Below are 24,624 nucleotides of genomic sequence, written 5' to 3' on the forward strand. Positions count from 1 at the left end.
GGTGCGGTTCGGTACCTTTTACGAAACTGAAAATTGCCTGAAGATCAGGTCAGTAACGTTCGTAAAGGAAGTAAAGCTGTGAGCGCTTTTTCTGCAATCCTTATTGGTTTGGCCGTTCTTCTTGTTCTTCTGCTGCTGTACGGCGTGAGCATATACAACCGCTTGGTGTCGTTGCGTCAATCAGCCCGCGAGGGTTGGAGTGGTATTGACGTGCAACTTAAACGCCGCAGCAACCTTGTGCCAAATCTTGTCGAAACCGTGAAGGGCTATGCAAAGCACGAAAAGCAGTTGTTTGAAGAAGTGACTGAGTTGCGCGCAAAAACATCTGACGCAAGTTCGTCAGATGCAAATGCAAGGCAGGAGTTGGAGGGGCAAATGTCGACTGCGCTGATGCGGATATTTGCCGTAGCAGAGGCCTATCCGGAATTGCAGGCGGACAAGACCTTCATCGAGCTTCAGCAGTCTTTGTCTGAGCTGGAAAATCAGATCCAGATGGCGAGACGCTATTACAATGGCACCGTGCGGGATCTCAATATCGCCGTGCAATCGTTTCCAAGCAATATCGTCGCCGGTAGTTTTGGCTTTGTTGAGGGCAGCTACTACGAAGTTGAGCACGCGATTGAGCGTCATGTGCCTGGCGTGAAGTTTGATTGATGTTTGCTAGGGCGTCCAAAAAATCCATCATTTGTGTGAATGCCGGTCCTGCTATCAGGCTGTGGCTTTGGTTGGCAGTGTTCATGACGCTGATAGTCTCCAATGCTTCCGTTTCTGCGCAGGCTATCGGGGCCGCGTCGGGCGAACGGATAACGACATTCAGATCGGAGGTTTTTGTTCAGCAAAACGGCGGCATTCGTGTCATTGAAGACATACATGTCGAAGCGCAGGGAGAGCTGATCAAAAGAGGTGTCTATCGTGATTTTCCATTGGTTACGATGAATGCTTTGAAGTTCTATGATCTTGCCGATATTCAAATCGAAAGTATTTTGCTTGATGGGCGGATCGTGCCGTACCATACGGAAAAGCTGGATGGTGCAATACGGATTTACATGGGCGATCCACAGCGCACCCTGTCGATTGGTGAGCACAAGTTCACAATCACATATTTCCTGAATAATCAGATATCGCTCGGAGAAGGTACCGACGAGCTTTACTGGAACGTCACCGGTAATGACTGGCAGTTTTCAATCGATATTGTTGACGCAAAAGTTCATCTACCTGTTGGGGCCGAGGTCAATGATCTGGCCGTATATGTCGGACCCCAAGGCCAGAAGGGTGGCCGTTATGAGGTCCTGTCAGGTGCAGGAAACTTTGTAGAAGTTAGAAATGCAGTTGCCTTGTCAAAAGGAGATGGGCTGACCATTGCGGTGTCATGGCCATCCGGATATGTGAGCCATCCTGCTTTCGTCAATGCAGTAGGAAAGCTTGTTTCCGATAACCTCGGAATTTTCATCGGCATGACTTTGTGCTTGCTGCTTTTGGTTTATCTGACGTTCTCCTGGCGCAAATTTGGCAAGGATCCAAAACCACCAACTGTTGTACCTCGGTTTGAGCTACCTGTTGGAAGATCAGCAGCAGAAGTCGGGTTCCTGTGGCGCAAAGCAAAAGGCGGTCAGAATTTCGCAACCAAGGCATTCGCCGTTGTGTTGACGAGTTTGGCGGTAAAGAGATGCCTGACGATCAGTGTGACCGGTAAGGGGGAATACATCCTGTCAAAGCTGCCCGGCGTGCGCGATGACCTGCCAGATGACGAGCAAACTGTCTTGAACTCGTTGTTGCGCCAATCGGATGTCAAGGAAATCACCATTGGCCGCGAGTACCGAAAGGAAGTTGAAAGTGCACGGAACTCGTTGCTTGACCGGTATTCTGCTGCTCAAAGATCCCGTTATTTCGTGCGTAATGACTTTCCCTGGAAAATTGGTTTTGTAATGGCCGTACTGGCCGTCGCTGCCGTGGTTATGCTTGACCCTGTAATTGGTGCGCGTGATCCCGAATCTTTCATTGGTACTGCGATTGGAAGCATCATGCTCGTAGGTGCCATAATTCTGATCTTTAATTTTTTGCAGGCAATTCTGGCAGGGATTTTCGACCGAGGTAAGCCTGTCGAAAGGGCGATAGGAAAATTGGTTATAGTAAGTTTGGGATTTATGGCTCCGGCATGGGTTTTTGGCTTTATCCTGCTAGGAGCGATGTCACCCGTTGCGTTATGCGTTGCTGTTTTTGCTATTGTTGTCTGCTGCCTGTTCCGCATCTGGATGGAAGTTCCAACACAAGAGTTCTTGAAGCTCCATGCCGAGATTGAGGGATATCGTCGTTACCTTACTGTGGCAGAGCAGGACCGAATGAACTTCATGAACCGTGAAATGGGGGATGCTATTGCGATTTTCGAAAAGCATTTGCCGTTTGCTATGGCGCTCGATGCAGAAGACGTCTGGACGCAGCGGTTTGAAGATTATCTGCGTTCATTGCCCTCAGAAGCCGAAGGTCGGAACAAGGAATATAACCCAGCGTGGTACAAAGATGGTCGTGGGTGGCAGAACATAGGCAGTTTCAGTAGCAGCTCTGTCGGCCAGCTAAGTGCTGCTGCGGTATCTTTCGGTGCTCCAACAATTTCTTCTGCCGGAATTGCATCTGGTGGTGGCGGCTTTTCCGGCGGCGGTCGAGGTGGTGGCGGCGGTGGCGGTTGGTGATAGAGATGTTGCGTGTCCAGAAAAAAAAAAGCCCCGCAAATGCGGGGCTTTTTCGTTTAGGTAAACTCCCACTCGATCACATGGCGATAGGTTTCACCGGGATTGAGCCAAGGGCTTGGGAAGTCTGTGCGGTTGGGGCTGTTGGGATAGGTCTGGGGTTCCAGCGCAATGCCTGCGGATGTGTGCAGGGGAATGCCGGTTTCGGTTTTCATCGTCTTGTTGAAATGCTGGGCAAGGTAGAATTGTAGCCCGGCCTCGGTCGAGAACAGTTTGATCGAACGGCTGCTTTCAGGATCGGACAGGGTGGCGATTTGGCGCAGTGTACCGCGATCACCGGTCAGGCAGAAATTATGATCAAAGCCCTGTGTGGCGTTGGGCTGCATGTCTGAAATGCGGGCCGGGCTGCGGAAGTCATAACCGGTCCCGGCCACGCCACGGGCATCCGCAAGAGGGATCAGCTTGTTATCGACCGGAAGCCATTGATCGGCACTGATCTGTAAAACGTGGTCCGCTGCCGTTTGGTCGAATTTCCCCGACAGGTTCCAATAGGCGTGGCTTGTCATATTGACCGGGCAGGGCGCATCACAGGTCGCCGTGATTTCAAGCCTAAGGCGGTTTTGTGCAATGATTGAATAGGTTGCGGTTGCAACCATATTGCCCGGATATCCCTGATCACCATCGGGTGAGGAGAGCTGGAAGGTGACGCTGCTTTCCGACTGGTTGGTAATGTTCCAGATGCGTCGGTCAAAACCGTCCTTGCCGCCATGAAGATGGGTGTCGCCTTCGTTGGCAGAAAGCATGACTTCGTGGCCGGCCGGATCGGTGTAGCGGGAATTTTCGATCCGGTTGGCATAGCGCCCGCAAACAGCCCCGATATAGCTGTCCTGGGCAAGATAGGCATCATCATCAGACAGGCCAACAGCGATGTTTGTCGGGGCAGGTTTCGAATCCTCATACAAATCAAGGGCGCAAATACGCGCGCCAAGCGCAGAAACCGTAAGGCGAATCTGCGATGTCGCAAGCGTCACGCGCGGGGAGTTTTTACCCGAAATACGTGTTTGTGCCGATGGTATTACCATGTATGGTGCGTGGTGGCTTTCAGGCATTCGATCCTCTCGTAATCCTTGATTTTTCTACGTTTATTTCATGTTGTCAATCGCTGTGGGCGATGGGGGCTGCCTTGGAATAACTATATGGTTGAGCGGCTTCAAATCATATTGTAATACTATATGGCTTTTAAGCAATAAACCACACTTAGGGAGGAAATCGTGGTGAAATTCACAAAGCTTGCAGTTTCGACTGCAGCGCTTGGCGTTGCGCTTGGTCTTTCTTTTGCGGCCCATGCCGAAATGATGATTGGTTTTTCTCAGATCGGTTCTGAAAGCGGCTGGCGTACATCCGAAACCGCGTCGATCAAGGCTGAAGCCGAGAAACGTGGTATTGATCTGAAATTCTCGGATGCTCAGCAGAAGCAGGAAAACCAGATCAAGGCTGTTCGTTCATTCATCGCGCAGGGTGTTGACGGAATTCTTCTGGCTCCGGTGGTGGAAACCGGCTGGGACCAGGTTCTGAAAGAAGCAAAAGACGCCGGTATTCCGGTTGTTCTGGTTGACCGCGGTGTAGATGCCAGCGAAGACCTTTATCTGACCAAGGTCGCATCTGACTTTGTGGTCGAGGGTGCACTTGCTGCGGCTTGGTTGGCAACTGAAACCAACGCGGTTTGCGATGTTGTTGAACTGCAGGGAACTGTTGGTTCATCTGCTGCAAACGACCGTAAAGCCGGTTTTGAGTCGGTAATTTCCAACTTCCCGGGCATCAATATCATCCGTTCGCAGTCTGGAGACTTCACCCGCTCGGGCGGCAAGGAAGTCATGGAAAGCTTCCTGAAAGCTGAAAACGGCGGCAAGGACATCTGTGCTGTTTATGCACATAATGATGACATGGCGCTGGGTGCAGTCCAGGCGATCAAGGAAGCCGGCCTTAATCCGGGTGATGATATCAAGATCGTATCGATCGATGCGGTTCCTGATATCTTCAAGGCAATGGCCGATGGCGATACCAATGCTACCATCGAACTGAACCCGCATCTGGGTGGTCCGTCCTTTGATGCCATCAAGGCAGCCAAGGCCGGTCAGGAAGTTCCGAAATGGATCAAGGCAAATGGTCCGCTCTTCCTGCCTGATACCGCAGCAGAAGAATACAAAATGCGCAGCAAATAACAGCCTGACCCGGCATCATGAACGTGTTCGTGACGCCGGGGACGACTGGCTTGCCATTGCAATGACGTACCCCGGTCATGCCGGGGTGCGTCATGCTGTATCGGGATAAAAATCTGAATAACAGGGAGAGGGTGAGGCAATGACAGACACCGCACTTTCTGCAGGGACGGAAGATATCGTTCTTTCGGTGCGCGGTGCCGGAAAGTTCTTTCCCGGCGTCAAGGCGTTACAGGATGTCGATTTCGACCTGAAACGCGGCGAAATTCATGCCCTTCTTGGGGAAAACGGGGCGGGTAAATCCACCCTGATCAAAGTAATTACCGGGGTTCATCCCCGCGACGCCGGGGCGGTTATGCTCGACGGCGAGGAAATCCACCCGCAGCATCCGGGCGATGCGCAGGGGTTGGGGATTTCGACAGTTTATCAGGAAGTCAATCTGGTGCCGACCTTGTCGGTTGCCGAAAACCTGATGCTCGAACGCCAGACACGAAAGTTTGGCCTGATTTCATGGAAAAAGACCGAGGCCGATGCCAAGGCGGCACTGGAGATACTTGGTCTTGATATTGATGTGAACCGGCCGCTTGGATCCTATTCGGTGGCGATCCAGCAGCTTGTTGCCATCGCACGCGCCGTGGCGCTGGATGCACGCGTTCTGATTTTGGATGAACCAACGGCATCGCTTGACGGTGAAGAAATCAAGACGCTGTTTCGCATCATGCGCGAGCTGCGCGACAAGGGACTGGGTATTGTCTTTGTGACCCATTTCCTGGATCAGGTCTATGCGGTTACGGATCGCATCACGGTTCTGCGCAACGGACGTCTGGTCGGAACATTTGTGACCAGTGAACTTGCACAGATTGATCTGATCAATCACATGCTTGGCCGTGAACTGGCCGAGGTCAGTGCCCATCGTCATCAGGATGAAGGTAACTATTCCGGGCCAAAACGCACCATTCAGATCAAGAATCTTGGCAAGAAGCGTGTGCTTGAACCGGTGTCCCTTGATCTTCAGGCCGGTGAAATCGTTGGTCTGGCAGGCCTTCTGGGATCCGGGCGAACCGAACTTTCCGAACTGATATTCGGAACGCAAAAGGCTGACAGCGGTCTTGTGTTCCTTGACGGGGAACCGGTGATGTTGCGATCCCCGCGTCATGCGATCCGGTCGGGCTTTGGCCTGTGTCCGGAAGACCGCAAACAGGATGGTATTGTAGCGGAACTGAGTGTGCGCGAAAATATTGTTCTGGCCCTTCAGGGGCGGCGTGGTTGGCTGCGTCCGATCCCGCGCGCCGAGCAACAGAAATTTGCCGATGACATGATCAAGGCATTGGGCATTGCGACGCCAGACAGTGAAAAGCCGGTCGGGCAGTTGAGTGGTGGCAACCAGCAAAAGGTCATTCTGGCGCGCTGGCTGGTGTCAAAACCGATCCTTCTGATCCTTGATGAACCGACCCGTGGCATTGATGTCGGTGCGCATGCCGACATCATCAAACTGATCAAGGAGCTTTGCGACGAAGGTCTGGCCTTGCTGGTCGCCTCAAGCGAGCTTGAAGAAATCGTCGCCTTTGCCGATCGCGTTGCAGTGATGCGTGATCGTGAAAAGGTTTCCGAACTGGTGGGTGCGGAAATCACCCAGAACAAGATCATCGAGGCAATTGCGCGATGACCAGTTTGCAAGACAAAAAGAAATTACGGGAAAGCAGCACCATGTCTGCATCTTCTTTGATAAGTCGGCCCTGGTTCGGCCCGGTCGCGGCACTGGTTCTGATTGTGCTGGGGATCGGGGTGATTTCGCCCGACTTCTTTAGTATCCGCATTGTTGACGGGCATCTTTATGGATCGCTGGTCGATGTCGTTCATCGTGGCGCGTCAACAGCACTTGTGGCTGTTGGCATGGCGATTGTCATCGGGACGCGCGGGATTGACCTTTCTGTGGGGTCGATCATTGCCATTTCCGGGGCGGTGATGGCGGTTCTGATCCGCGACACCGATTTGCATCCGGCAGTGATTATCCTGGCCGCACTTGGGGCCGGTGTGCTGTGTGGATTGTGGAACGGGGTACTTGTTGCGTTCCTTGATATTCAGCCGATTATTGCCACCCTGATCCTGATGGTCGCGGGGCGTGGTATTGCCCAGATGATCACCGGTGGTCAGATTGTGACCTTCCATGGTGAGTTTTTCGAGGCCATTGGCAGTGGCTACTTGCTGGGTATTCCCTGGCGCGTGATCATTGCGGCTGCGGTGATTGCCGCGATCTATTTCATCATGCGCAAGACGGCCCTTGGCCTGTTTGTTGAGTCGGTTGGTGGCAACGCACGCGCCAGCCGGGTTGCAGGCATTGATGCACGTGGCATCAAGCTGATGGCCTATGCGGCATCTGGCCTGTGTTCTGCCTTTGCCGGGATCATTATTGCGGCTGATATTCGCGGGGCGGATGCCAATAATGCCGGGCTTTGGCTTGAACTTGATGCGATCCTTGCCGTCGTGATTGGCGGTGCATCGCTGATGGGCGGCCGGTTCTTTATTGCCATGACGGTGATTGGTGTTCTGATCATTCAGGCCCTGACGACCGGCATTCTTCTGTCGGGCTTGCCGTCGCAATATACCCTGATCGTCAAGGCAGCAGTGGTGATGGTTGTGCTTCTTGTGCAGGCACCAAAATCGCGTCAACTGGTCGGGCAGGCGATGGAACGCTTGAAGCGGGGAAAAGCAGATGAAAATTAATGAACGTTTTTACCCGATCCTGGCGACGCTGGCGGTTCTGGCCTTGCTGTATGGTTACGGGATTTTTGAACATCGCGCCTTTTCCGATACCTATGTTCTGGGCGCACTTCTGACCGATAATGCCTTTTTGATCATTACCGCCGTGGGTATGACATTTGTCATTCTTTCGGGCGGGATTGACCTGTCTGTCGGGTCAATGATCGCCTTTATCGGGGTTCTGATGGCCGAACTGGTTACCGGGTTTGGCATGCATCCGCTGATGGCAGCGCTGATTTCGCTGATTGTTGGTGCGGCGTTCGGGGCTTTCATGGGCGTCATCATCGCCAAGTTCGATATTCAGCCCTTTATCATCACGCTTGCAGGCATGTTCTTTTTGCGCGGGGTCTGCTTCCTGATCAATCTGGATTCCGTTCCGATTGATCACCCGTTTGTTGCGGCTTTCAGCGGCTTCAAGGTCCAGCTGCCCGGCCGTGGCTGGTTGACAGCATCAGCACTTTTGATGCTGGCGACCGTGATTGGCGGAGTGGTCATTGCCCATTACACGCGATTTGGGCGCAATGTCTATGCGATTGGTGGCGACCGTCATTCGGCCGAGCTTCTGGGCATTCCGGTTCATAGCACCATCATTCGCGTTTACACCCTGTCGGGTTTCTTCAGTGCGCTTTCAGGTGTGGTCTTTGCGTTCTATACCGCATCGGCCTATCCGCTGGCAGCTGTCGGGGTCGAGCTTGACGCGATTGCCGCTGTGGTGATTGGCGGGACGCTTCTGACCGGCGGGATGGGCTTTGTGATGGGAACGTTCTTTGGCGGGATCATCATGGGGGTTATCCAGACCCTGATCGCCTTTGACGGATCGCTTAACAGTTGGTGGACCAAGATCATGATTGGTGCCTTGCTGTTTGGCTTTATCGTCCTGCAACGTCTGATCACCCGGTCCTTCTCGGGGATGCGGGCCGGGACGACGTGATCCGGATCGCAAGTCTGTATCCATATCCATGCAAACAGGCACCCATCGGGTGCCTGTTTTTTTATGCGCGATCCGGAACGCGCAAACAAAAAATGCTGCGGTCATCGCGCAGCATTTTTATCGGGTGGAATGCAGCCGGTATTACAGCCCGATCTGGTCCCAGTCATGTTCGACCGACATGCCAAGTTGCTGGCGCAACTGGCGCATGGTGCCGCGCAGAAGGCGGCGCATGGCTTCGCGGGCGTCGCCCGGTTCTCGCTGGGCGATGGCCTTATAGACGGCCAGATGATCCGGAAGGGATTTGACATGGGCCTTTGGGCCGCCTGACGACAGGCGGAACGACCCGATCAGGGCGGTTTCGATCAACATGCCAAACGATTTCATGAAATCATTGCCCGACGCATCAAGGATCGCCTGATGAAAGGCAAGGTCGGTCATATAGACCGCGTCTGTACCCAGTTCGGCATTTTCCATGCCGGTATAGGCCGCTTCGATCAGGGCAAGCTGTTCTTCGGTCGCACGTTCGGCGGCCATGGCGGCGGTGTTCGGCTCGATAATCATGCGGGTTTCAAACAGACCATAAAGGAATGCCGGGTCCGGGTCCGGGAAGTGCCAGGACAGAACATCGGGATCCAGCAGGTTCCAGCTTGAGCGTGGCTTGACGCGTGTACCGGTTTTGGGGCGGCTTTCGATCAGGCCCTTGGCCGATAGAATTTTGATCGCCTCGCGCAGGGCCGTGCGCGATACATCAAGGGATTCACTTAAGGCAGCCTCGGTCGGAAGCACATCACCCGGTGCCAGCTGGCCCGAAACAATCCGGGCTCCTAAATCGTGCGCAACAATGCTGTGCAGGCTGCGTTTGGCATAGGTTCTCGACATGGACGACATTAAATTCCCTCCGGCGTGGCCTTATTGGTAAACAAAAAGGCAAAAGGCCCGCTTTGCAATTATTCATATAATATGAATTAATTTCGAGGGCAACTTATCTGACCCCATCAAGGCTTTGTGTTGCAAAGCATATAATTAATTCGGAGAGGGAGGAGGTCAGCCGAACGGGATGCCAAAGGTCACGAAGTTATAGACTACCATGCGGCAGATCGAAAGAACTCACTTCACCCGTTTGTCGCTTGACAGGCCCGGATATCCTGATCATTAATGTTATTGTATGAAGAATTAAAAAGCATAATTTTCAGGAGGAAGCATCATGAATACGAGCGGGGCGAAACAGCCGGACTGCTGAGCCCGATGCCAAACCGGTAAAAATTGCAGGCAGCATTCTGCCCTTCGGGGCTTTTGTCTTTTGCGCTGCACATATTCGGGATTGATGCAATTTCTGATAATTTTGAATAGAGAAACGGACCGTGCGGGGCGGAGTCCCTGTGTCCGGGCCGAAAGAGAAACAAAGAGAAACCAGACGACGGGAGAAGCAACGATCATGTCTGATCGCATGCCGACACACTATACCAGCCTTGAAGACAAGTCGGTGTTTATCACCGGTGGCGCATCGGGCATTGGCGAGGCGATTGTGACCGCCTTTGTTGAACAGGGCGCGAAAGTCGCCTTTGTCGACATCATGGAAGATGCGGGCGCAGCGCTTGTTGAAAAATTGTCAAAGGATGCGCGCAATGCGCCGGTCTTTATCAAATGCGACCTGACCGATGTTGACGCCTTGCGCGCGGCGATCGCCAGGGCAGCCGAGATCAATGGCCCGATCACCGGGCTTTTGAACAATGCGGCAAACGATACCCGTCATAAATGGCAGGACGTTACCCCGGAATACTGGGATGAACGCCAGGCCATCAATATTCGCCCGTCCTTCTTTGCCATTCAGGCCGTTGCCCCGATGATGCAGCAAAACGGTGGCGGCGCGATCATCAATTTCGGTTCTGTCAGCTGGATGATGGGGCAGGGCGGCATGCCCGGCTATACCACGGCCAAGGCAGCAACCCATGGCCTGACGCGCGGCATGGCGCGTGATCTGGGCAAGGATCATATCCGGGTCAATACGCTGGTTCCGGGTTGGGTCATGACCCAGCGCCAGCTTGATCTTTGGGTTGACGAGGCGGCCGAGCGCGAAATCGACGAGCGCCAGTGCCTTAAGAACAAGGTGATGCCACAGGATATCGCGCGCATGGCGCTGTTCCTGATTTCCGATGAAAGCCGGATGGTTACCGCCCAGAACTTTATCGTTGATGGTGGCTGGGTCTGATCGCAGACCCGCCAGCACGACATTCACGCACAGACAAAGATCACTCGGGACGAATTTTCATGAGACTGGTTCAATACAAGGATACCGCTGGCGCCCAGCATGTTGCCGTTGTCGAAGATCAGGATACCCTGATTGCCCTGACCGGTGTTGCGACCACCCGCGAACTGGCGGGGATCGCGATTGCGCAAGGGGTCACCATGATCGAGGCCGCCAAGGCCCGCATGGGCGAGGAGCGCCTCGACTATAATGCAATTGCATCCGAAGGCCGCCTTTTAGCGCCGATCACCCATGCCGATCCGGCACATTTTCTGGTGACGGGCACCGGCCTTACCCATCTGGGGTCGGCATCCGCACGTGCGAACATGCACAAGGCCGACAACAAGGCGGCTGACGAAACCGATTCCATGAAGATGTTCCGCATGGGGGTTGAGGGTGGCAAACCGGCCGCCGGTCAGAAGGGCGTTCAGCCCGAATGGTTCTATAAGGGCGATGGTTCGGTTGTTGCCAATCCGGGCGCGGATATTCCGAGCCCGTCCTTTGCCCTTGATGGCAGTGAAGAACCCGAAATTGCTGCGATCTATGTCATTGATCAGGATGGCAATCCGGTGCGTATCGGCTTCGCGATTGGCAACGAGTTTTCCGACCATGTCATGGAACGCCAGAACTATCTTTATCTGGCGCATTCAAAACTGCGCGCATGCTCGATGGGACCGGAATTGCTGCTGGGCGATCTGCCCAGCCATGTCGAAGGCACCTCGCGCCTGTATCGCGATGGCAAGGTGATCTGGGAAAAGCCGTTCCTGAGCGGCGAAGACAATATGTCGCACTCGCTCGCCAACCTTGAATATCATCATTTCAAATATGACCTGTTCTGCCGTCCGGGCGATGTCCATGCGCATTTCTTTGGTACCGCGACGCTGTCCTTTGCCGATGGCATTAAAACGCAGGATGGCGATGAATTTGAAATCGAAGCTGCACCCTTCGGGCGTGCCATTCGCAACCGCCTGAAAGTTCAGGCGGAACGTCCGGTGGTGATCAAAACCATCTGATATTTCGGGAATTATCGTAATTCCAAGGGGCGTAAAAGCCTCGTCTCCCTCCGAACGACACGAACTCCCCCGGCGCAGCAATGTGCCGGGGTTTTCTTTTGCGCATCTTGGTACGTGCCAATGAATGTTGGGAGAAATGTCAAAGGGCAGCGATTGAAACGCTGCCCTTTTTTTGATGTTTTGCGGTGGTGACGCGAAGAGGGGTTATGTCTGTTCGCTTACGGCGGGGGCAGGGCGGAGCACCATGGTCACGACGATGGATGCAACGATCAGGACGGTCCCGCCAACGGCAAACACACCCATGGCACCGGTGAAATCGACCAGAAGTCCGCCAAGAACCGCACCGCTGGCAATTGCGGTTTGGAAGCCCGCGACAACAAGGCCGCCGCCGCTTTCGGCTTCGTCCGGAACCGTGCGCGTGATCCAGGTTGACCAGGCAACCGGTACTCCGCCAAATGCTGCACCCCAGATCGCAACAAGAACGATGGTCGGAGTGAGTGCGCCATTGATCATCACCATACCAAGGGTCGCAAGCCCCATGACAAGCGGCATCAGGGCGATGGTCATGCGAAGCGAACGGGCGATCAGCGCCCCTGCCAGATGGGTGCCGATAAAATTGGCGAGCCCGAAGCCCAGCAGCACGCCGGAAACACCCGCCGTTGCCACACCCGTCACGTTTTCAAGGAACGGCCGGACATAGGTGAACAGGGCAAAGTGACCGGTGATGATGATAACCAGTGAAAACAGGCCAAACTTCATGCCCGGACGATTGATCAGGTCAACAAGGGTGCGAAGCGACGCCCGTCCGCGCGGTGGCAGGGATGGCAGGGTTGCGAACTGAACGATGAAGGTGATCACACCAATGCCTGCGGCCAGCAGGAACACTGCGCGCCAGCTTATAATGTCGCCAAGGAAGCTGCCAACCGGGGCGGCAAAGACCGTGGCAGCCGAAACGCCACTGAACATGATGGCAAGGGCGCGCGGCACCTGTTTTTCTGGCACCAGTCGCATGATGGTGGCCGCCGACATGGTCCAGAAACCGCCAAGGGCAATGCCCAAAAGAACACGGCCAAGCAACAGAAAGGCAAAGCTTTCGGCCATGGCGACCATGACGCTTGAAATCACCAGCAAGATCGAGAAGCTCAGCAAGACATTGCGCCGGTCAAAACGGCGGGTCACGGTCGCAATCAGAAGGCTTGTGATCAGCGCGAGAAAGGCCGTGGCCGAAATGGCCTGTCCTGCCAGACCTTCGGAGACGTGAAGGTCGTATGCAATCGGGGTCAGCAGGCTGACCGGGAGGAATTCGGCTGTGACCAGTCCGAAGACCCCGAGTGTCATGGATATGACGGCAGCCCATGCGGCGGGCGCTGGCGCGACGGAGGGCGTCTGCGCGGGCCGGGTGCCTGATTGTGGTTCACTCATGGGGAAGTCCTTTGAGTTTGTGTTTTTGCGTTGCACCCAAAATAGTCTGGACCGCCCGGACGATCTATGACAGTTTGTCTGAATTGATTGATCAATCGTCCGGAATATCATGTCGCCCATCGCAAATACCGCATTTAACAGCCCGTCAGACCATATCGGAGGCCCGTTCAATGCGGCTGGTCACGACATGGTCAATGAGCTTCTTTCGGGGGTGCGCCTGCGCGGTCTTGACTATCGCCGGATCGAGATTTCGACCCCCTATGGCCTGCGCTTTGGCGAGGATGTCGATGATGGCCGTGCATGGTTTCATTTCATCGGGCAGGGCAATGTCCATCTGCGTACCAAAAGCGGGGCGGTCCATGTTCTGGGCTGTGGGGATGCGGTGTTGTTGCCCTGTGCGGGTATTCACGACCTTTACAGCGAAGATGGCGTTGCGCTACGCAGTGTGGATACCTTTGAGAAGGCACCTTTATGTGATGCGGCATCGGAAATCAGGGCTTGTGAGGCCGATGTTTGCCGGTCAAAGGACAACCTGATTTTCAGTTGTGCGATGGAGTTTGATCTGGGCTGGTTGCACCCGTTGGCCCATCTCAAGCCGGAACTGATGCATATCGAAACCGTACCCGATCATGATCCGCAAATCCCGGCGATCCTTGATGTCATGACAGCCGAGCTTCGGGCAAAACGTCCGGGCTATGGCGTGATCCTGACCCGGCTTGCCGATGTTGTGGCCGCCGCCATTCTCAGGCGCTGGGTCGAGGCGGGCTGTGATGTGTGTGGCTGGGTCGAGGCGGTACGTGATCCCAAGCTGGCAAGGCTTCTGGCAGCCCTTCACAAGGAACCGGGGCGGAACTGGTCGGTGGCCGATATGGCGTCTGAAATGGGGATGTCACGTTCGGTCTTTGCCGAACGGTTTGTTGAGCTGACCAAGGCAACCCCGCAACAATATCTGACCAATCTGCGCATGCGTCTGGCCAGTCAGTGGATCGGGCGTGATAACCTGTCTCTGGACGAAGTTGCTGATCGGCTGGGTTATGCCTCGGTCGCGGCATTCAGCCGGGCATTCAAGCGCACCACGGGTATGTCACCCGGCGCGGTGCGACGTGCGGATTATGCTCTGTGACACGACAGGGCGATGCCATTGGCAATTTTACGTGCTACGTACGACGACGACCAGATATCTGCAATTCTGGGATCCCTGGTTCTGAAAAATACACTCTTGGGGCGGTCCGAGTTCAAGGCAGTCACCCTGATCCATTTGATGGACCCGATCGCCTTCGTGGAAAAAAAGCGTTCCCTCAATCACCCAGATTGCCTGCTTGATGAAGGTAAAGGCAGAGGCGGGCATGGAGACTTGTTGTCCGGCAGGCAAGTTGACCTCGACCAGTTCAAGCGGGATGTTCTGACCTGATAGAACCTGACGGCGATCATACCCTGTATCCGGATCTGACCATTGTGGCTGTTGTGCGTGGTGGCGTACACCATTGTGGACGGTGCTTGTATGGGACAGCAATGCCGAAACGGTCAGCGACAATGCCCCGGACAGGCGGCCAAGGACCGTTGCTGTCGGGCTGGCTTCGCCGCGCTCGATCTTGCTGATCATGGCTTTAGAAACGCCGGATTTCTCCGCAAACTGGCCTAATGACCAACCCCGGTTTTCGCGTTCGCGGCGGATCCGAACCGAAATCCATGCGGTGGTGTCGTCTTCTATGGTAGCCATTTCCATCTTTCTGATCTGTGAAATCAATATTGACTGTCTACTATAGTGGATGTAATTGTGCAACCTGTTATCGGCCTTGCAAAGGAGGTGAATATGCAGGTGCGCAGTGCGACAAAGATGGACCTTCCCGAAATTCTTGAAATCTATAATCAGGTGCTTCGGGACAGTACGGCGATCTATGACAATGAGCCGTCAAGTCTGGCAGAGCGTGAAGAATGGTTTGATGGACGGGTGAGAGATGGATTTCCCATTCTGGTAGCCGAACAGGACAGCTCTATCTTGGGATTCTCATCCTATGGGGCGTGGCGTGGCCGGTGGGGATACCGCTATACAGTCGAACATTCAGTCCATGTTCATGTCTCGCATCGTGGTACCGGTGTGGGGCGGGCGTTGTTAAGCCCGTTGATTGAGATGGCGCGCGCTGCTGGCATGCATGTCATGATCGGCGGTATTGATGCAGAAAACCTCAATTCAATTCGTTTTCACGAACGTCTTGGTTTTGTGCAGGTCGGCTGTGCCAAGGAAGTCGCGCGAAAGTTTGATCGCTGGCTTGATCTTGTCACGATGCAGCTGACCCTTGATGATGGGGCAGGGTTGCGTGCTTAGCTGATTACAGGGCGCTTAAGTGATTAGTCGTTTCATCAGCCATAAAGCGTGTCGCATGCGGTTCGGGTTGCGGTCTGAAGATGGACTAGCTTGTCTTTCGCATTTTCAATCAATGTGGGGGACGCACTAAAAATCGAGATCGCTGAGATCATCTTGCCATGCTGGGTCGTGATCGGAACGGCGATGGCATAGATGTCATTTTCGCGTTCGCCATTGTTGGTGGAAAATCCCTGTGCGCGGATGGCCGCAAGTTCGGACTTCAGGGTGTCAAGATCGGTAATGGTGTGATCGGTCATGCCGGTCAGGGTGGCATTTTTGAAATAGCGGTCCTGATCTTCATCGCTCATATGGGCCAGCCACAATTTGCCGTGGGCCGTGCAAAAGGCATCAAGTTTCGAACCAATCCGGATATCCACATAAAGCGGCCGGTCGGGCAGGGCCTTGGCGATGCAGATCGCCATATCGCGATCAAACTCGGTCGCCATGCAGGCCTCCCCGGTGTCACGCGCCAGCTGATCAAGGATCGGCTGCAGCAGGGTCGGCAGATTGCCGTCATGCAAAACCCGCTCGCCCAGATCGGCAAACATATATCCCAAACGGAAGACCCCGCGTGACGTGGCGCGAAGCGCACCGGCATGGACCAGCGTGTGCAAAAAGCGATGTGCGGTGATCATGTTGATGTCAAGCGCATCGGCGGTTTCCTTTGCGGTGAGTTCGGTCTTTCCCGCTGCAAACAGATCCAGAATTTTGAAGGCCTTAAGGACCGAACCGTTGAGCTGACTGGTCATGATGTTCCGCTGCCTGATGTGGTGGCTGGTGTGATTGGTGATAGTGCAAAGCTGATTGGCCGGATGTCATGCTTGACGACGCCCGGATTTCAATAATAAACTATATTATAAATTATATTTCAAATATAGAAATATTGAGCGTAAAAAACAAGAGGCGTCTGATGACAAAAGATACGCGTGAAACTTCCGGTCAAATCACCCTGACCGCCGGTGGGGCGGTTCTGGCCCGTATGAAGGCCATCGGGATTGATTATATTTTTGCCAATTCCGGCACCGATTTTCCGCCGATCATCGAAGGTCTGGCCGAAGCCGCGGCAAAGGATATCGATCTTCCCAATGCGCTGATCATGCCGCACGAAAATGCGGCGATGGGCATGGCGCATGGCTATTACCTTGCGACCGGAAAAACGCAGGCGGTCATGGCGCATACCAATGTTGGTCTTGCCAATTGCGCAATCGGGGCGATCAATGCCGCGACCGAACATGTGCCGGTCGTTCTGATGTCGGGCAGAACGCCCGTGATGGAAAAAGGCCGTCTTGGTGCGCGCACCGTTCCGATTGGCTGGGGTCAGGAAATGCGCGATCAGGCAGCACTGGTGCGTGAAAGCTCCAAATGGGAATATGAACTGAAGTTCCCCGAACAGGTGCCCGAAGTCGTTGATCGTGCCTATGCCATCGCATCATCCGTGCCCAAGGGGCCGGTTTATGTCAGCCTGCCGCGCGAAGTTCTGTGCGAACCCTGCCCGGGCGACGAAATTGACGGGCCGCTTCGCATGCAGCCGGTCCCGGTTGCCCCGCCGCAAGCCAGTGTCGAGGCAGCGGCTGACATTCTTGCCAATGCCAAGAACCCGGTGATCATTGCCCAGCGCGGGACGGGTACAGCCGAGGCCTTTGGTCGTTTGTCGGGCCTTGTGGATCAGTGGGGTATTCCGGTGGTGCAATACTGGGCGATCCAGCTTGCCATTGGCACCGAGCATCCGATGTTTGCCGGGATGGATCCGGCACCCTGGCTTAAGGATGCCGATGCGGTCGTGGTGATTGATTGTCTGGCACCCTGGTCACCGGAAATTCATGCGTTGCGCCCGGATTGCAAGGTCGTGCAGATCGGTCAGAACCCGCTTTACTCGCGCTTCCCCGGCCGTAATTTTGCCGCCGACCTGTCGCTTGTGGGCGAAACCGGTGATGTGATCATGATGCTGGCAGAAGCCATGGATCGCCGTCATGCCGATCATAGTGCCGTTTGCGCCGATCGCCGTGGCAAGGTTGCCGCGATCAATGCCGAAACCCGCAAAAAGGCGCTGGCAGCCGCCGATGCCGGGGCGGTGGATCCGATGACCAAGGCCTATGTGTCGCGCTGCTTGTCCGAGGCGATTGCCGGGCGTTCTGCCACCGTGTTTTCCGAGCTTGGCTGTCCGCTTGAACCACTTTCGCTTTCGGAACATAGCAGCTGGTATCAGGAACCGCATTCCGGTGGTCTTGGCTGGTCGTTCCCGGCGTCGATGGGCTATCAGCTTGCGGATAAGGACAAGCTGGTTGTCGCGACCATGGGCGATGGTTCCTACATGTTTGCCAACCCGACGGCATGTCATCAGATTGCCGAGGCGCTTGAACTGCCGATCCTGATCCTTGTTCTCAATAACAATGAATGGGGCGCGGTGCGCCAGTCGGTGGCGGGGATGTATCCCAACGGCTATGCGGCAAAAACCAATGAAATGCCGCTGACCGCCCTTAAACCCAGCCCGGATTTCACCAAGGTTGCCGAAGCCAGCCGTGCCTGGGTGGCCAAGGCCAAGCGTCCCGAAGACCTTCCGGGTATCCTGCGCGATGCCATCAAACATATTGACACCAAGCGTACCCATGCGCTGGTCGAGGTAACGATTGCGCCGTAAGACCACAATGCCGTAACGAAAAAGAATGCGGGTATCGTTTGATCGATGCCCGCATTTTTTATGATTTTGACCAGTCACCTGACTATGATCGGCTTTCATCGGACCAACGATAACGAACAACAGGTTGACGGGTATATGGAAAAGCCGATCAAAAGCAGTCGTGACAACAGTCATCAGAAAGGGGCAAAGCCGCCTGTTGATGTGCATGACGGTGTGCCGCTGCTTGATAGTGGCGTGAATTTCATTGGCGAGCAGGTTTCCTATCCATCGGGCAAGGCACGGATCAAATCAATGCTGGCAACGATGGAACCGGGGCAGAAAACCGGATGGCACAAGCATGGTGTGCCGACCTATGGCTATATCCTTGAAGGCCAGATCACGGTTGATTACGGCGATCGGGGCAAAACAACCTATTTTGCGGGCGAGGGGGTGCTGGAGGCCATGGATTATTGGCATGAAGGGATCAACGATGGTGATGTTCCAGCCCGTGTGGTTGTTGTTTTCATGGGGGCAGAGGGGGCTGAGAACGTGATTTACAAACCCGACGCTGTTGCGGATTAGGTCTTTGTTTTCCGGGCTGTCATGGTCGCTGGGTGATGATCCTGCTTGGTTTTTCGGCATGGAAAAATCCCTGCTTGCATCCTGTGCAGTTTCATTATTTCATTGGTTTAACCGTTTGAATTTCCTGCCCGGAAGGAGCCAGTATGAATCGTGTTGTCGGAACCTCGGGGCGGATTGCGTTTGCCAGCGCGATGCGCAACCTTCTTGCCGATGTGTATCCCGGACATGATCACGAAGCCCTGGTGTTGCGTGTTTTCGACGAGCTGGGCCTCCCGATTGAAGGCGACGGACCGGAGCCAAAGGAAGAATATCTGCGCAAATGGGATCAGCGTGATGCGTTTCTGATTACCTATGGCGACAGTATCCATCAGGATGGCAAAAAGGGCCTGCAAAGCCTTGGCGAATTTCATCGCAAGTGGCTTAAGGACTGGCTGACGGGCATTCACATCCTGCCATTCCATCCCTTTACGTCTGATGACGGTTTTTCAGTCAGTGATTTTGAACAGCTGCGCCCCGAACTTGGCGACTGGAGCGATGTAGAGGAACTGTCAAAGCACGGAACCGTCATGGCCGATCTGGTGGCGAACCATATATCGGCATCGCACCCCTGGTATCAGCAGTTTCTGGCCGGTGAAAAGCCCGGTGTCGATTACATCAAAACCGCAAGCCCCGATGATGACCTTTCCGATGTTGTGCGCCCGCGCAGTCATGCGTTGCTAAATGATGTGGTGACCAGAGACGGTGAAAAGCATGTCTGGTGCACATTCAGCTATGATCAGGTCGATCTGGATTATGGCAATCCCGATGTGTTTTTTGAAATGCTGCGCGTGGTCCTGAATTACCTGAAGCATGGTGTGCGCGTCGTGCGCCTTGATGCCATCGGCTTTATCTGGAAAGAGGCCGGGACGACGTCAATCAACCTTGATCAGACCCATAAACTGATCAAGGCGATGCGACTGGCCTGCAATGCGGTTCATCCCGATGTGTTGTTCATTACGGAAACCAACCTGCCGCTGCTTGAAAACCTGTCCTATTTCGGCAATCAGGATGAGGCGCATCTGATTTACAATTTCTCGTTGCCGCCGGTGATCATTCATGCATTGCTCAGCGGCCGGTCTGACTATATCCGCAAATGCATCATGGCGATGCCGCCCGCCCCGGCAGGCTGTACCTTCTTTAACTTTACGGCCAGCCACGATGGTATTGGTCTGCGTCCGGCCGAGAACCTTATTCCTGATAACGATATCGACGGGCTTCGCGAACATGCCCTTAGGATGGGCGGGCAGGTAAGCTATCGTGCGCTTAAGGGCGGTGGGCAAAAGCCCTATGAGCTGAACGTCACGCTATATAGCATGCTGGCCGAAAACTTTGCCGGAGAAGCCACCATGGGGCTTGAGCGCTTTGTGATGAGTCAGGCCATTGCCATGTCTCTGGAAGGCATTCCGGCCATCTATGTCCAGACCATCCTTGCCACCGAAAATGATCAGAAGGCCTATGAAGAGACCGGCATTCCGCGCCGTCTGAACCGCAAGGTCTGGCAACTTGCGGATGCCGAACGGGTCTTGTCCGAAGATGGTCCGGCTAAATCGGCGTTTGATCAGCTACGCGCCCTGATGTCAATCCGCATGGGGCAACCGGCATTCCATCCCAATGCGACGCAATATACCCTTAATCTTGGCCCTGATCTTTTGGGGATATGGCGGCAGTCGCATCTTAATGAGCAAAGTATTTTCTGTGTCTTTAACCTGACCGAAGAACCGCAGGCGCTTGATCTTTCAAAGATCAACCTGATCATGACAGAAGGCTGGCAGGATCTGATCACCCAGCAGGTGATCGAGGATTATGACGGCATCATGAAGCTCGCCCCCTATCAGATCGTCTGGATTTCCAATCTTGATGGCCGGAATCGCACCGAAAGCCGGTTGCTGCAACGCTATCGCGACGCGATGCCGGTTTAGGAGGCTACGTGAAACTGCCGATGGATTTTCAGGTTTCTGCACCGTTTCAGAAGTTTTTACACAAATTTGACAGTGCTTTCGAGTTTGTCATTGCGTCGTGATTTGTGCTTTGCAAAAGTTATGAGACATAGAGAAGACCTAGAGGGCATTTTACGCAATGGCGTATGCGCAGGAAGTTCTTATTCCGCAATTGCCCAATGATACAGACAGCCATGTCCGGGCATATTATGAGACATGGCGCGAGGCGGCCAGGAATGGCAGCGTGCCGGATCGCAGAGTGCTGACCAGTGACGTTTTGTCACCGTGGCTTGATGATATCTGTATCTATGAATATCTTCCCAAAAAGCGTGATTTTGTGATCCGTATTGATGCGCCCAATATCATTGCCGCCAGTGGCGAGACATATCTTGGCTGTTCGCCGCGCCAGATTGATCTCGACTTCGGGACGACCCTGCATGCAGTGTTGCTTGAAGTGGTCGACAATGGCGCACCTGCCATACACAGGATCGGGTATGAACGCAGAGTATGGGAAGAATGGTTGCGGCTTTTGTTGCCTGTGACAACCTCTGACCGTCAGGGTGGAGTAATCCATCAGGTGTTTGTCACCCATTTCCTGTATCGTGGCCATTAGCGAATATTTATTAGCCGTTACTTGTTTTGAAGCAAGGCTTTCCCACGTGAATAGTCGGGGGATATGCCATGACATCATCACGCGTGCTTGAATCATCGGATACCGAGCTGGAAGGTTTGCCAGATCACACGGATGCCAGGGTCATTTCTTTGGTAGATACCTGGTATGATGCGGTGATGCATGCTGGCGGAGAAGGCATCCCGACGCGTTCGATTTTAAGTGCAGAACGCCTGAGCCGGTGGCGTGATGACATCAGTATTTACGAGTATCTGCCAATCAAGAATGATTTTCTGATCAGGATTGATGCGCCGTCTTTTGTCGCTGCAAGTGGCGAAAGTTTTCAGGGCACGACCCCGCGTGAGATCGATCTGAAATATGGAACCTGCCTGATGGCGGCATTGTTGAAAACCCTGAATGAAAAGCGCCCGACATTTCATTATATTCAATTGGTCGGGCAATATGGAAAATGTCGCCAATGGTTGCGGGTTCTGCTACCTGCACGGACAACTGACCAGTGCGGCGACCCGATCTTTCAGGTTCTTGGCGCGCGATTTCCATGCGAGCCCATCCACGATAATTGACGGGTTAAGGATGACGACGCTTTACAGTTCACAGGAAAAAGAAGTGCCGTTGCAAACGCTTGCAGCGGATGCGCCGCGTCAGGCCCATGATCTGTTGTCCTTTTGGCTGCGCTTTGCCAAAGCCGGAAATATTCCCACGCGGGATGACTTTACCCCCGAAAACCTCGCGCCATGGATCAATGATATCAGCATTTATGAATATCACGCAGGCAAGGATGATTTTCAGATATTGCTGGAGGGGGAGAATATTGTTGCCCTGACCGGCGAGGATTGGCGTGGTGCTTTTGCCCGCGAGGTCGATTGCCATTTCTCGACCGCACTGCATGCGTCGCTATCTTTGGCGCGCCTCACCGGACAGCCGCAAATCCATCAGTTGCAGATTTTTCAGAAGGAATGGCGAAACGGTATCCGTCTTCTGTTGCCGGTATTGCTCAAAAAGAAAGGCCAGAAAGACATTATGCAGGTCTTTCTGGCCATATTCCCGATGAGCGAAATGCAATCGTAATTCGCACGATCCGTTTGATCGGAGTGCCTATTCCTTGCCGATATCCATATCGTTCAGATCATCTTCCACAGCGCTGGACAGATGTTCGAAAATGTCACCCATCGCACTTTCGACGCGCTGCCAGCTTGGAATAAACGGACTTTCAAGCGGGTTTTCAAGATAGTGCTGACCGGCGCTTATGATGACCTCTGACAATACCTCGACGCATTTTTCTTCTTCGTCGCGGTTGATCTTGAGGCCGTTAAACAATGCGTCCGCGCGATATTGTTCAATCAGATCAAGGGCGACGCGGTAATAAGTCGCCTTGATCGTGCGAAATGTCTCGTGCGAGAAAATCGTGCCCTGGGTTGCGAGTTTGCGAAACAGTGATTTGGCGATATCACCAGCCATCCTTGAAAGCCCGTCATCTTTTTGCGCCGGGTCAAATTCACGATGCTTGTGATCATAGATATCGGCAATATCGACCTGGGCGAGGCGATGGACCGTGTGGTTGCGATACATTTCCGAAAGCATCGAAATCTCAAGTCCCCAGTCCGATGCGACCCGCAAGCCATAGGCAACATCGGTACGGATTGCCATTTCCCCCGATAGGGAATAGCGGAAGCAGTCAAGGTAATTCAGGAAGTCGGTCTTGCCGATAACCTGCTTGAGCGCGCGGATCAGCGGGGTGACAAACAGGCGACAGACCCGGCCCTTGAGCGTGCCATTGGCAACGCGTGCATAATAGCCCTTGGCAAATGCAAAGTTGAATGCCGGATTGGCAATCGGATACATCAGCTTGGCCGGAAGGTCGGGCGTATATGTGGCGATATCGCAATCATGAATGCCAATCACCGAGCTTCGCCCCGATGCCAGCGTATAGCCCATGCAATACCAGACATTGCGACCCTTGCCCGGTTCGTATCGGGCCAACCCAAATTCATCAAGCCGGTCATGGACATTGCGCAAACGCGGACCATCATTCCACAGAATGCGCACATGTTGCGGCAGGTCCTTGAAGAATTCGCGGGCATGAAGGTATTGCTGAGCGTTGGCGCGGTCGAGACCCACGACGATCTGGTCAATATAGGTCGCCTGTTTAAGACCTTCGACGATGGTCGTCATGGCTGGCGTTTCAAGCTCGGAATACAGGCACGGCAAAATCAGGGTCTGTCGGCGTTGCCGCGCAAAGGCGGTCATTTCATAAGCGAGTTCTTCCGGATTACGGTCAAGAATGCGATGAAGGGTTGTGATCGGGCCACCCTGATGGAAATCAGCCATGAAGTACCTCGCTGTTTTTATTGGTATTTGTTATCTCGTCCAAGATTTCATTAAGTGCGACATTCCACCCAGCCGGTCCGGGGTACGGGGCAAGGCGCAAGTTCGAATGTTCAAGCAAAGGGGCCTTGCGACCGCGATTTTTTGTCGGGATCTGCACAGCAAAATCGGCCTCGGCCAGCATCGGGATATCGTTGGGGGAATCGCCAAGGGCGATGGTCGTGAAGCGTTTGACAGGTTTGCCTGACATGTCGCGATAAAATACGGCCAGCCGTTCGAGCATCCGCTTCATCGCATGCCCCTTGTTTGATGGGCCGCAGATCGTGTGAAAACGCCCCCCCTTGACCAGATTGAGCCCTTTTTGTTCCGCGATAGTGCGCGCGATCCTGACATCCTGTGCCGAGGGTTGCCAGATCAGCGGGTCGGAGCAATGGCGTTGTCCGGCGCGAATGGCATCGTCAAGTGACAGGCCTGTTTCCGCGGCAATGATTTCCGGTTCCACGGTTCTGAAACTGCGAAGCGGGACATGGATCGCCGATCTGATCTGTTCGCGGACCATATCGATTGTTTCGGAAGACGGGCCGTGCTGTTCCATCGCGCTTTTCAGCGACACAATCCCGCCATTCTCGGCGATCAGACCGTCAAACAGTTCCGCGTTCTGATTGATATGTTCAAGTTCGGCCAGCGTTTTGGAAGATACGGCAATCAGCGGGATGGACAGAAGATTCACGCGATCAAGTGCCGGGCGAGCATCTTCCCAGCTATAGGTGTCATGATCAAGCAATGTGCCGTCAAGGTCGGTGAAGATGACGATAGCGCGGCTTTCTGGCATTATCCCGTTCTGTCGCGGTTTT

General features: G+C 54.1%; 23 protein-coding genes. 16 read left to right on the top strand and 7 right to left on the bottom strand.

What is annotated here, in order from left to right:
- Window positions 1-33: 33 nt before the first annotated feature.
- Both TH30_RS06165 and TH30_RS06170 read left to right on the top strand, forming a co-directional pair.
- A complete protein-coding gene (locus tag TH30_RS06165; RefSeq protein WP_258548636.1) occupies window positions 34-654 on the top strand; it encodes a LemA family protein in 621 nt (206 codons plus the stop codon).
- An 83-nt stretch (window positions 655-737) separates the two neighbouring features.
- A complete protein-coding gene (locus tag TH30_RS06170) occupies window positions 738-2,687 on the top strand; it encodes a DUF2207 domain-containing protein (protein ID WP_181850165.1) in 1,950 nt (649 codons plus the stop codon).
- 56 nt (window positions 2,688-2,743) lie between these two features.
- On the opposite strand, the gene TH30_RS06175 is transcribed toward TH30_RS06170, so the two are convergent.
- Complete coding sequence (locus TH30_RS06175) at window positions 2,744-3,793, bottom strand: aldose epimerase family protein (protein WP_258548637.1); 1,050 nt, start codon at window positions 3,791-3,793, stop codon at window positions 2,744-2,746.
- Between the two features lie 165 nt (window positions 3,794-3,958).
- Between TH30_RS06175 and TH30_RS06180 the strand changes: the two genes are divergently transcribed.
- The 4 genes from TH30_RS06180 (at window position 3,959) to yjfF (ending at window position 8,594) form a co-directional block, all read left to right on the top strand.
- Window positions 3,959-4,906, top strand: a complete 948-nt coding sequence (locus TH30_RS06180; RefSeq protein WP_220150283.1) for an ABC transporter substrate-binding protein — start codon at window positions 3,959-3,961, stop codon at window positions 4,904-4,906.
- Window positions 4,907-5,045: 139 nt separating this feature from the next.
- Window positions 5,046-6,569, top strand: coding sequence for a sugar ABC transporter ATP-binding protein (locus TH30_RS06185; protein ID WP_114097227.1), 1,524 nt, complete (start codon window positions 5,046-5,048; stop codon window positions 6,567-6,569).
- A gap of 41 nt (window positions 6,570-6,610) precedes the next feature.
- Window positions 6,611-7,627 carry an ABC transporter permease gene (locus tag TH30_RS06190; protein ID WP_258548638.1) on the top strand — a complete coding sequence of 339 codons (1,017 nt, stop codon included), beginning with the start codon at window positions 6,611-6,613 and terminating at the stop codon, window positions 7,625-7,627.
- Window positions 7,617-8,594, top strand: a complete 978-nt coding sequence (gene yjfF / locus TH30_RS06195; RefSeq protein ID WP_114097229.1) for a galactofuranose ABC transporter, permease protein YjfF — start codon at window positions 7,617-7,619, stop codon at window positions 8,592-8,594. The genes TH30_RS06190 and yjfF overlap by 11 nt, the downstream gene beginning before the upstream one ends.
- 141 nt (window positions 8,595-8,735) lie before the next feature.
- Here the strand turns inward: yjfF and TH30_RS06200 are convergent, their stop codons facing one another.
- Complete coding sequence (locus tag TH30_RS06200) at window positions 8,736-9,482, bottom strand: FadR/GntR family transcriptional regulator (RefSeq protein ID WP_114097230.1); 747 nt, start codon at window positions 9,480-9,482, stop codon at window positions 8,736-8,738.
- Window positions 9,483-10,029: 547 nt separating this feature from the next.
- Here TH30_RS06200 and TH30_RS06205 point away from each other — a divergent pair.
- Together TH30_RS06205 and araD1 are read left to right on the top strand one after the other, a co-directional pair.
- Window positions 10,030-10,803, top strand: a complete 774-nt coding sequence (locus tag TH30_RS06205; protein WP_114097231.1) for an SDR family NAD(P)-dependent oxidoreductase — start codon at window positions 10,030-10,032, stop codon at window positions 10,801-10,803.
- A 59-nt stretch (window positions 10,804-10,862) separates the two neighbouring features.
- The gene (gene araD1 / locus TH30_RS06210; protein ID WP_114097232.1) at window positions 10,863-11,852 is read left to right on the top strand and encodes an AraD1 family protein; all 990 of its coding nucleotides are present in this window, start codon (window positions 10,863-10,865) and stop codon (window positions 11,850-11,852) included.
- Window positions 11,853-12,056: 204 nt separating this feature from the next.
- Here araD1 and TH30_RS06215 read toward each other — a convergent pair whose 3' ends face one another.
- Window positions 12,057-13,274 (bottom strand): MFS transporter, encoded by a 1,218-nt coding sequence (locus TH30_RS06215; protein ID WP_114097233.1) that lies wholly within the window; start codon window positions 13,272-13,274, stop codon window positions 12,057-12,059.
- A gap of 109 nt (window positions 13,275-13,383) precedes the next feature.
- Here TH30_RS06215 and TH30_RS06220 point away from each other — a divergent pair, with 109 nt between their 5' ends.
- On the top strand, window positions 13,384-14,397 hold the full coding sequence (locus TH30_RS06220) for an AraC family transcriptional regulator (protein WP_114097234.1): 1,014 nt from the start codon (window positions 13,384-13,386) through the stop codon (window positions 14,395-14,397).
- 27 nt (window positions 14,398-14,424) lie between these two features.
- On the opposite strand, the gene TH30_RS06225 is transcribed toward TH30_RS06220, so the two are convergent.
- The gene (locus TH30_RS06225; protein ID WP_114097510.1) at window positions 14,425-14,994 is read right to left on the bottom strand and encodes a helix-turn-helix domain-containing protein; all 570 of its coding nucleotides are present in this window, start codon (window positions 14,992-14,994) and stop codon (window positions 14,425-14,427) included.
- Between the two features lie 93 nt (window positions 14,995-15,087).
- Here TH30_RS06225 and TH30_RS06230 point away from each other — a divergent pair, with 93 nt between their 5' ends.
- Entirely contained in the window at window positions 15,088-15,600 is a 513-nt protein-coding gene (locus TH30_RS06230; protein WP_114097511.1) for a GNAT family N-acetyltransferase, read from the top strand.
- Between the two features lie 35 nt (window positions 15,601-15,635).
- On the opposite strand, the gene TH30_RS06235 is transcribed toward TH30_RS06230, so the two are convergent.
- Window positions 15,636-16,388 carry an IclR family transcriptional regulator gene (locus TH30_RS06235; protein WP_114097235.1) on the bottom strand — a complete coding sequence of 251 codons (753 nt, stop codon included), beginning with the start codon at window positions 16,386-16,388 and terminating at the stop codon, window positions 15,636-15,638.
- A gap of 161 nt (window positions 16,389-16,549) precedes the next feature.
- On the opposite strand from TH30_RS06235, the gene TH30_RS06240 reads away from it, so the two are divergent.
- From TH30_RS06240 to TH30_RS06265, 6 genes are all read left to right on the top strand, one after another.
- Window positions 16,550-18,277, top strand: a complete 1,728-nt coding sequence (locus TH30_RS06240; protein ID WP_114097236.1) for a thiamine pyrophosphate-requiring protein — start codon at window positions 16,550-16,552, stop codon at window positions 18,275-18,277.
- 84 nt (window positions 18,278-18,361) lie between these two features.
- Entirely contained in the window at window positions 18,362-18,838 is a 477-nt protein-coding gene (locus tag TH30_RS06245; protein WP_181850166.1) for a cupin domain-containing protein, read from the top strand.
- Between the two features lie 143 nt (window positions 18,839-18,981).
- A complete protein-coding gene (locus TH30_RS06250) occupies window positions 18,982-20,796 on the top strand; it encodes an alpha-amylase family glycosyl hydrolase (protein ID WP_114097238.1) in 1,815 nt (604 codons plus the stop codon).
- A 157-nt stretch (window positions 20,797-20,953) separates the two neighbouring features.
- Window positions 20,954-21,427 (top strand): hypothetical protein, encoded by a 474-nt coding sequence (locus TH30_RS06255; RefSeq protein ID WP_114097239.1) that lies wholly within the window; start codon window positions 20,954-20,956, stop codon window positions 21,425-21,427.
- 68 nt (window positions 21,428-21,495) lie between these two features.
- Complete coding sequence (locus tag TH30_RS06260) at window positions 21,496-22,008, top strand: hypothetical protein (RefSeq protein WP_114097240.1); 513 nt, start codon at window positions 21,496-21,498, stop codon at window positions 22,006-22,008.
- A 10-nt stretch (window positions 22,009-22,018) separates the two neighbouring features.
- Window positions 22,019-22,513, top strand: a complete 495-nt coding sequence (locus TH30_RS06265; RefSeq protein WP_114097241.1) for a PAS domain-containing protein — start codon at window positions 22,019-22,021, stop codon at window positions 22,511-22,513.
- 27 nt (window positions 22,514-22,540) lie between these two features.
- Here TH30_RS06265 and TH30_RS06270 read toward each other — a convergent pair whose 3' ends face one another.
- Entirely contained in the window at window positions 22,541-23,773 is a 1,233-nt protein-coding gene (locus TH30_RS06270) for a glycosyltransferase family protein (RefSeq protein ID WP_114097242.1), read from the bottom strand.
- Complete coding sequence (locus tag TH30_RS06275; protein ID WP_114097243.1) at window positions 23,766-24,602, bottom strand: HAD-IIB family hydrolase; 837 nt, start codon at window positions 24,600-24,602, stop codon at window positions 23,766-23,768. The genes TH30_RS06270 and TH30_RS06275 overlap by 8 nt, the downstream gene beginning before the upstream one ends.
- Between the last annotated feature and the right edge of the window lie 22 nt (window positions 24,603-24,624).

It is taken from the genome of Thalassospira profundimaris (assembly GCF_003326795.1).
In the GTDB taxonomy this organism is placed as follows: domain Bacteria; phylum Pseudomonadota; class Alphaproteobacteria; order Rhodospirillales; family Thalassospiraceae; genus Thalassospira; species Thalassospira profundimaris_C.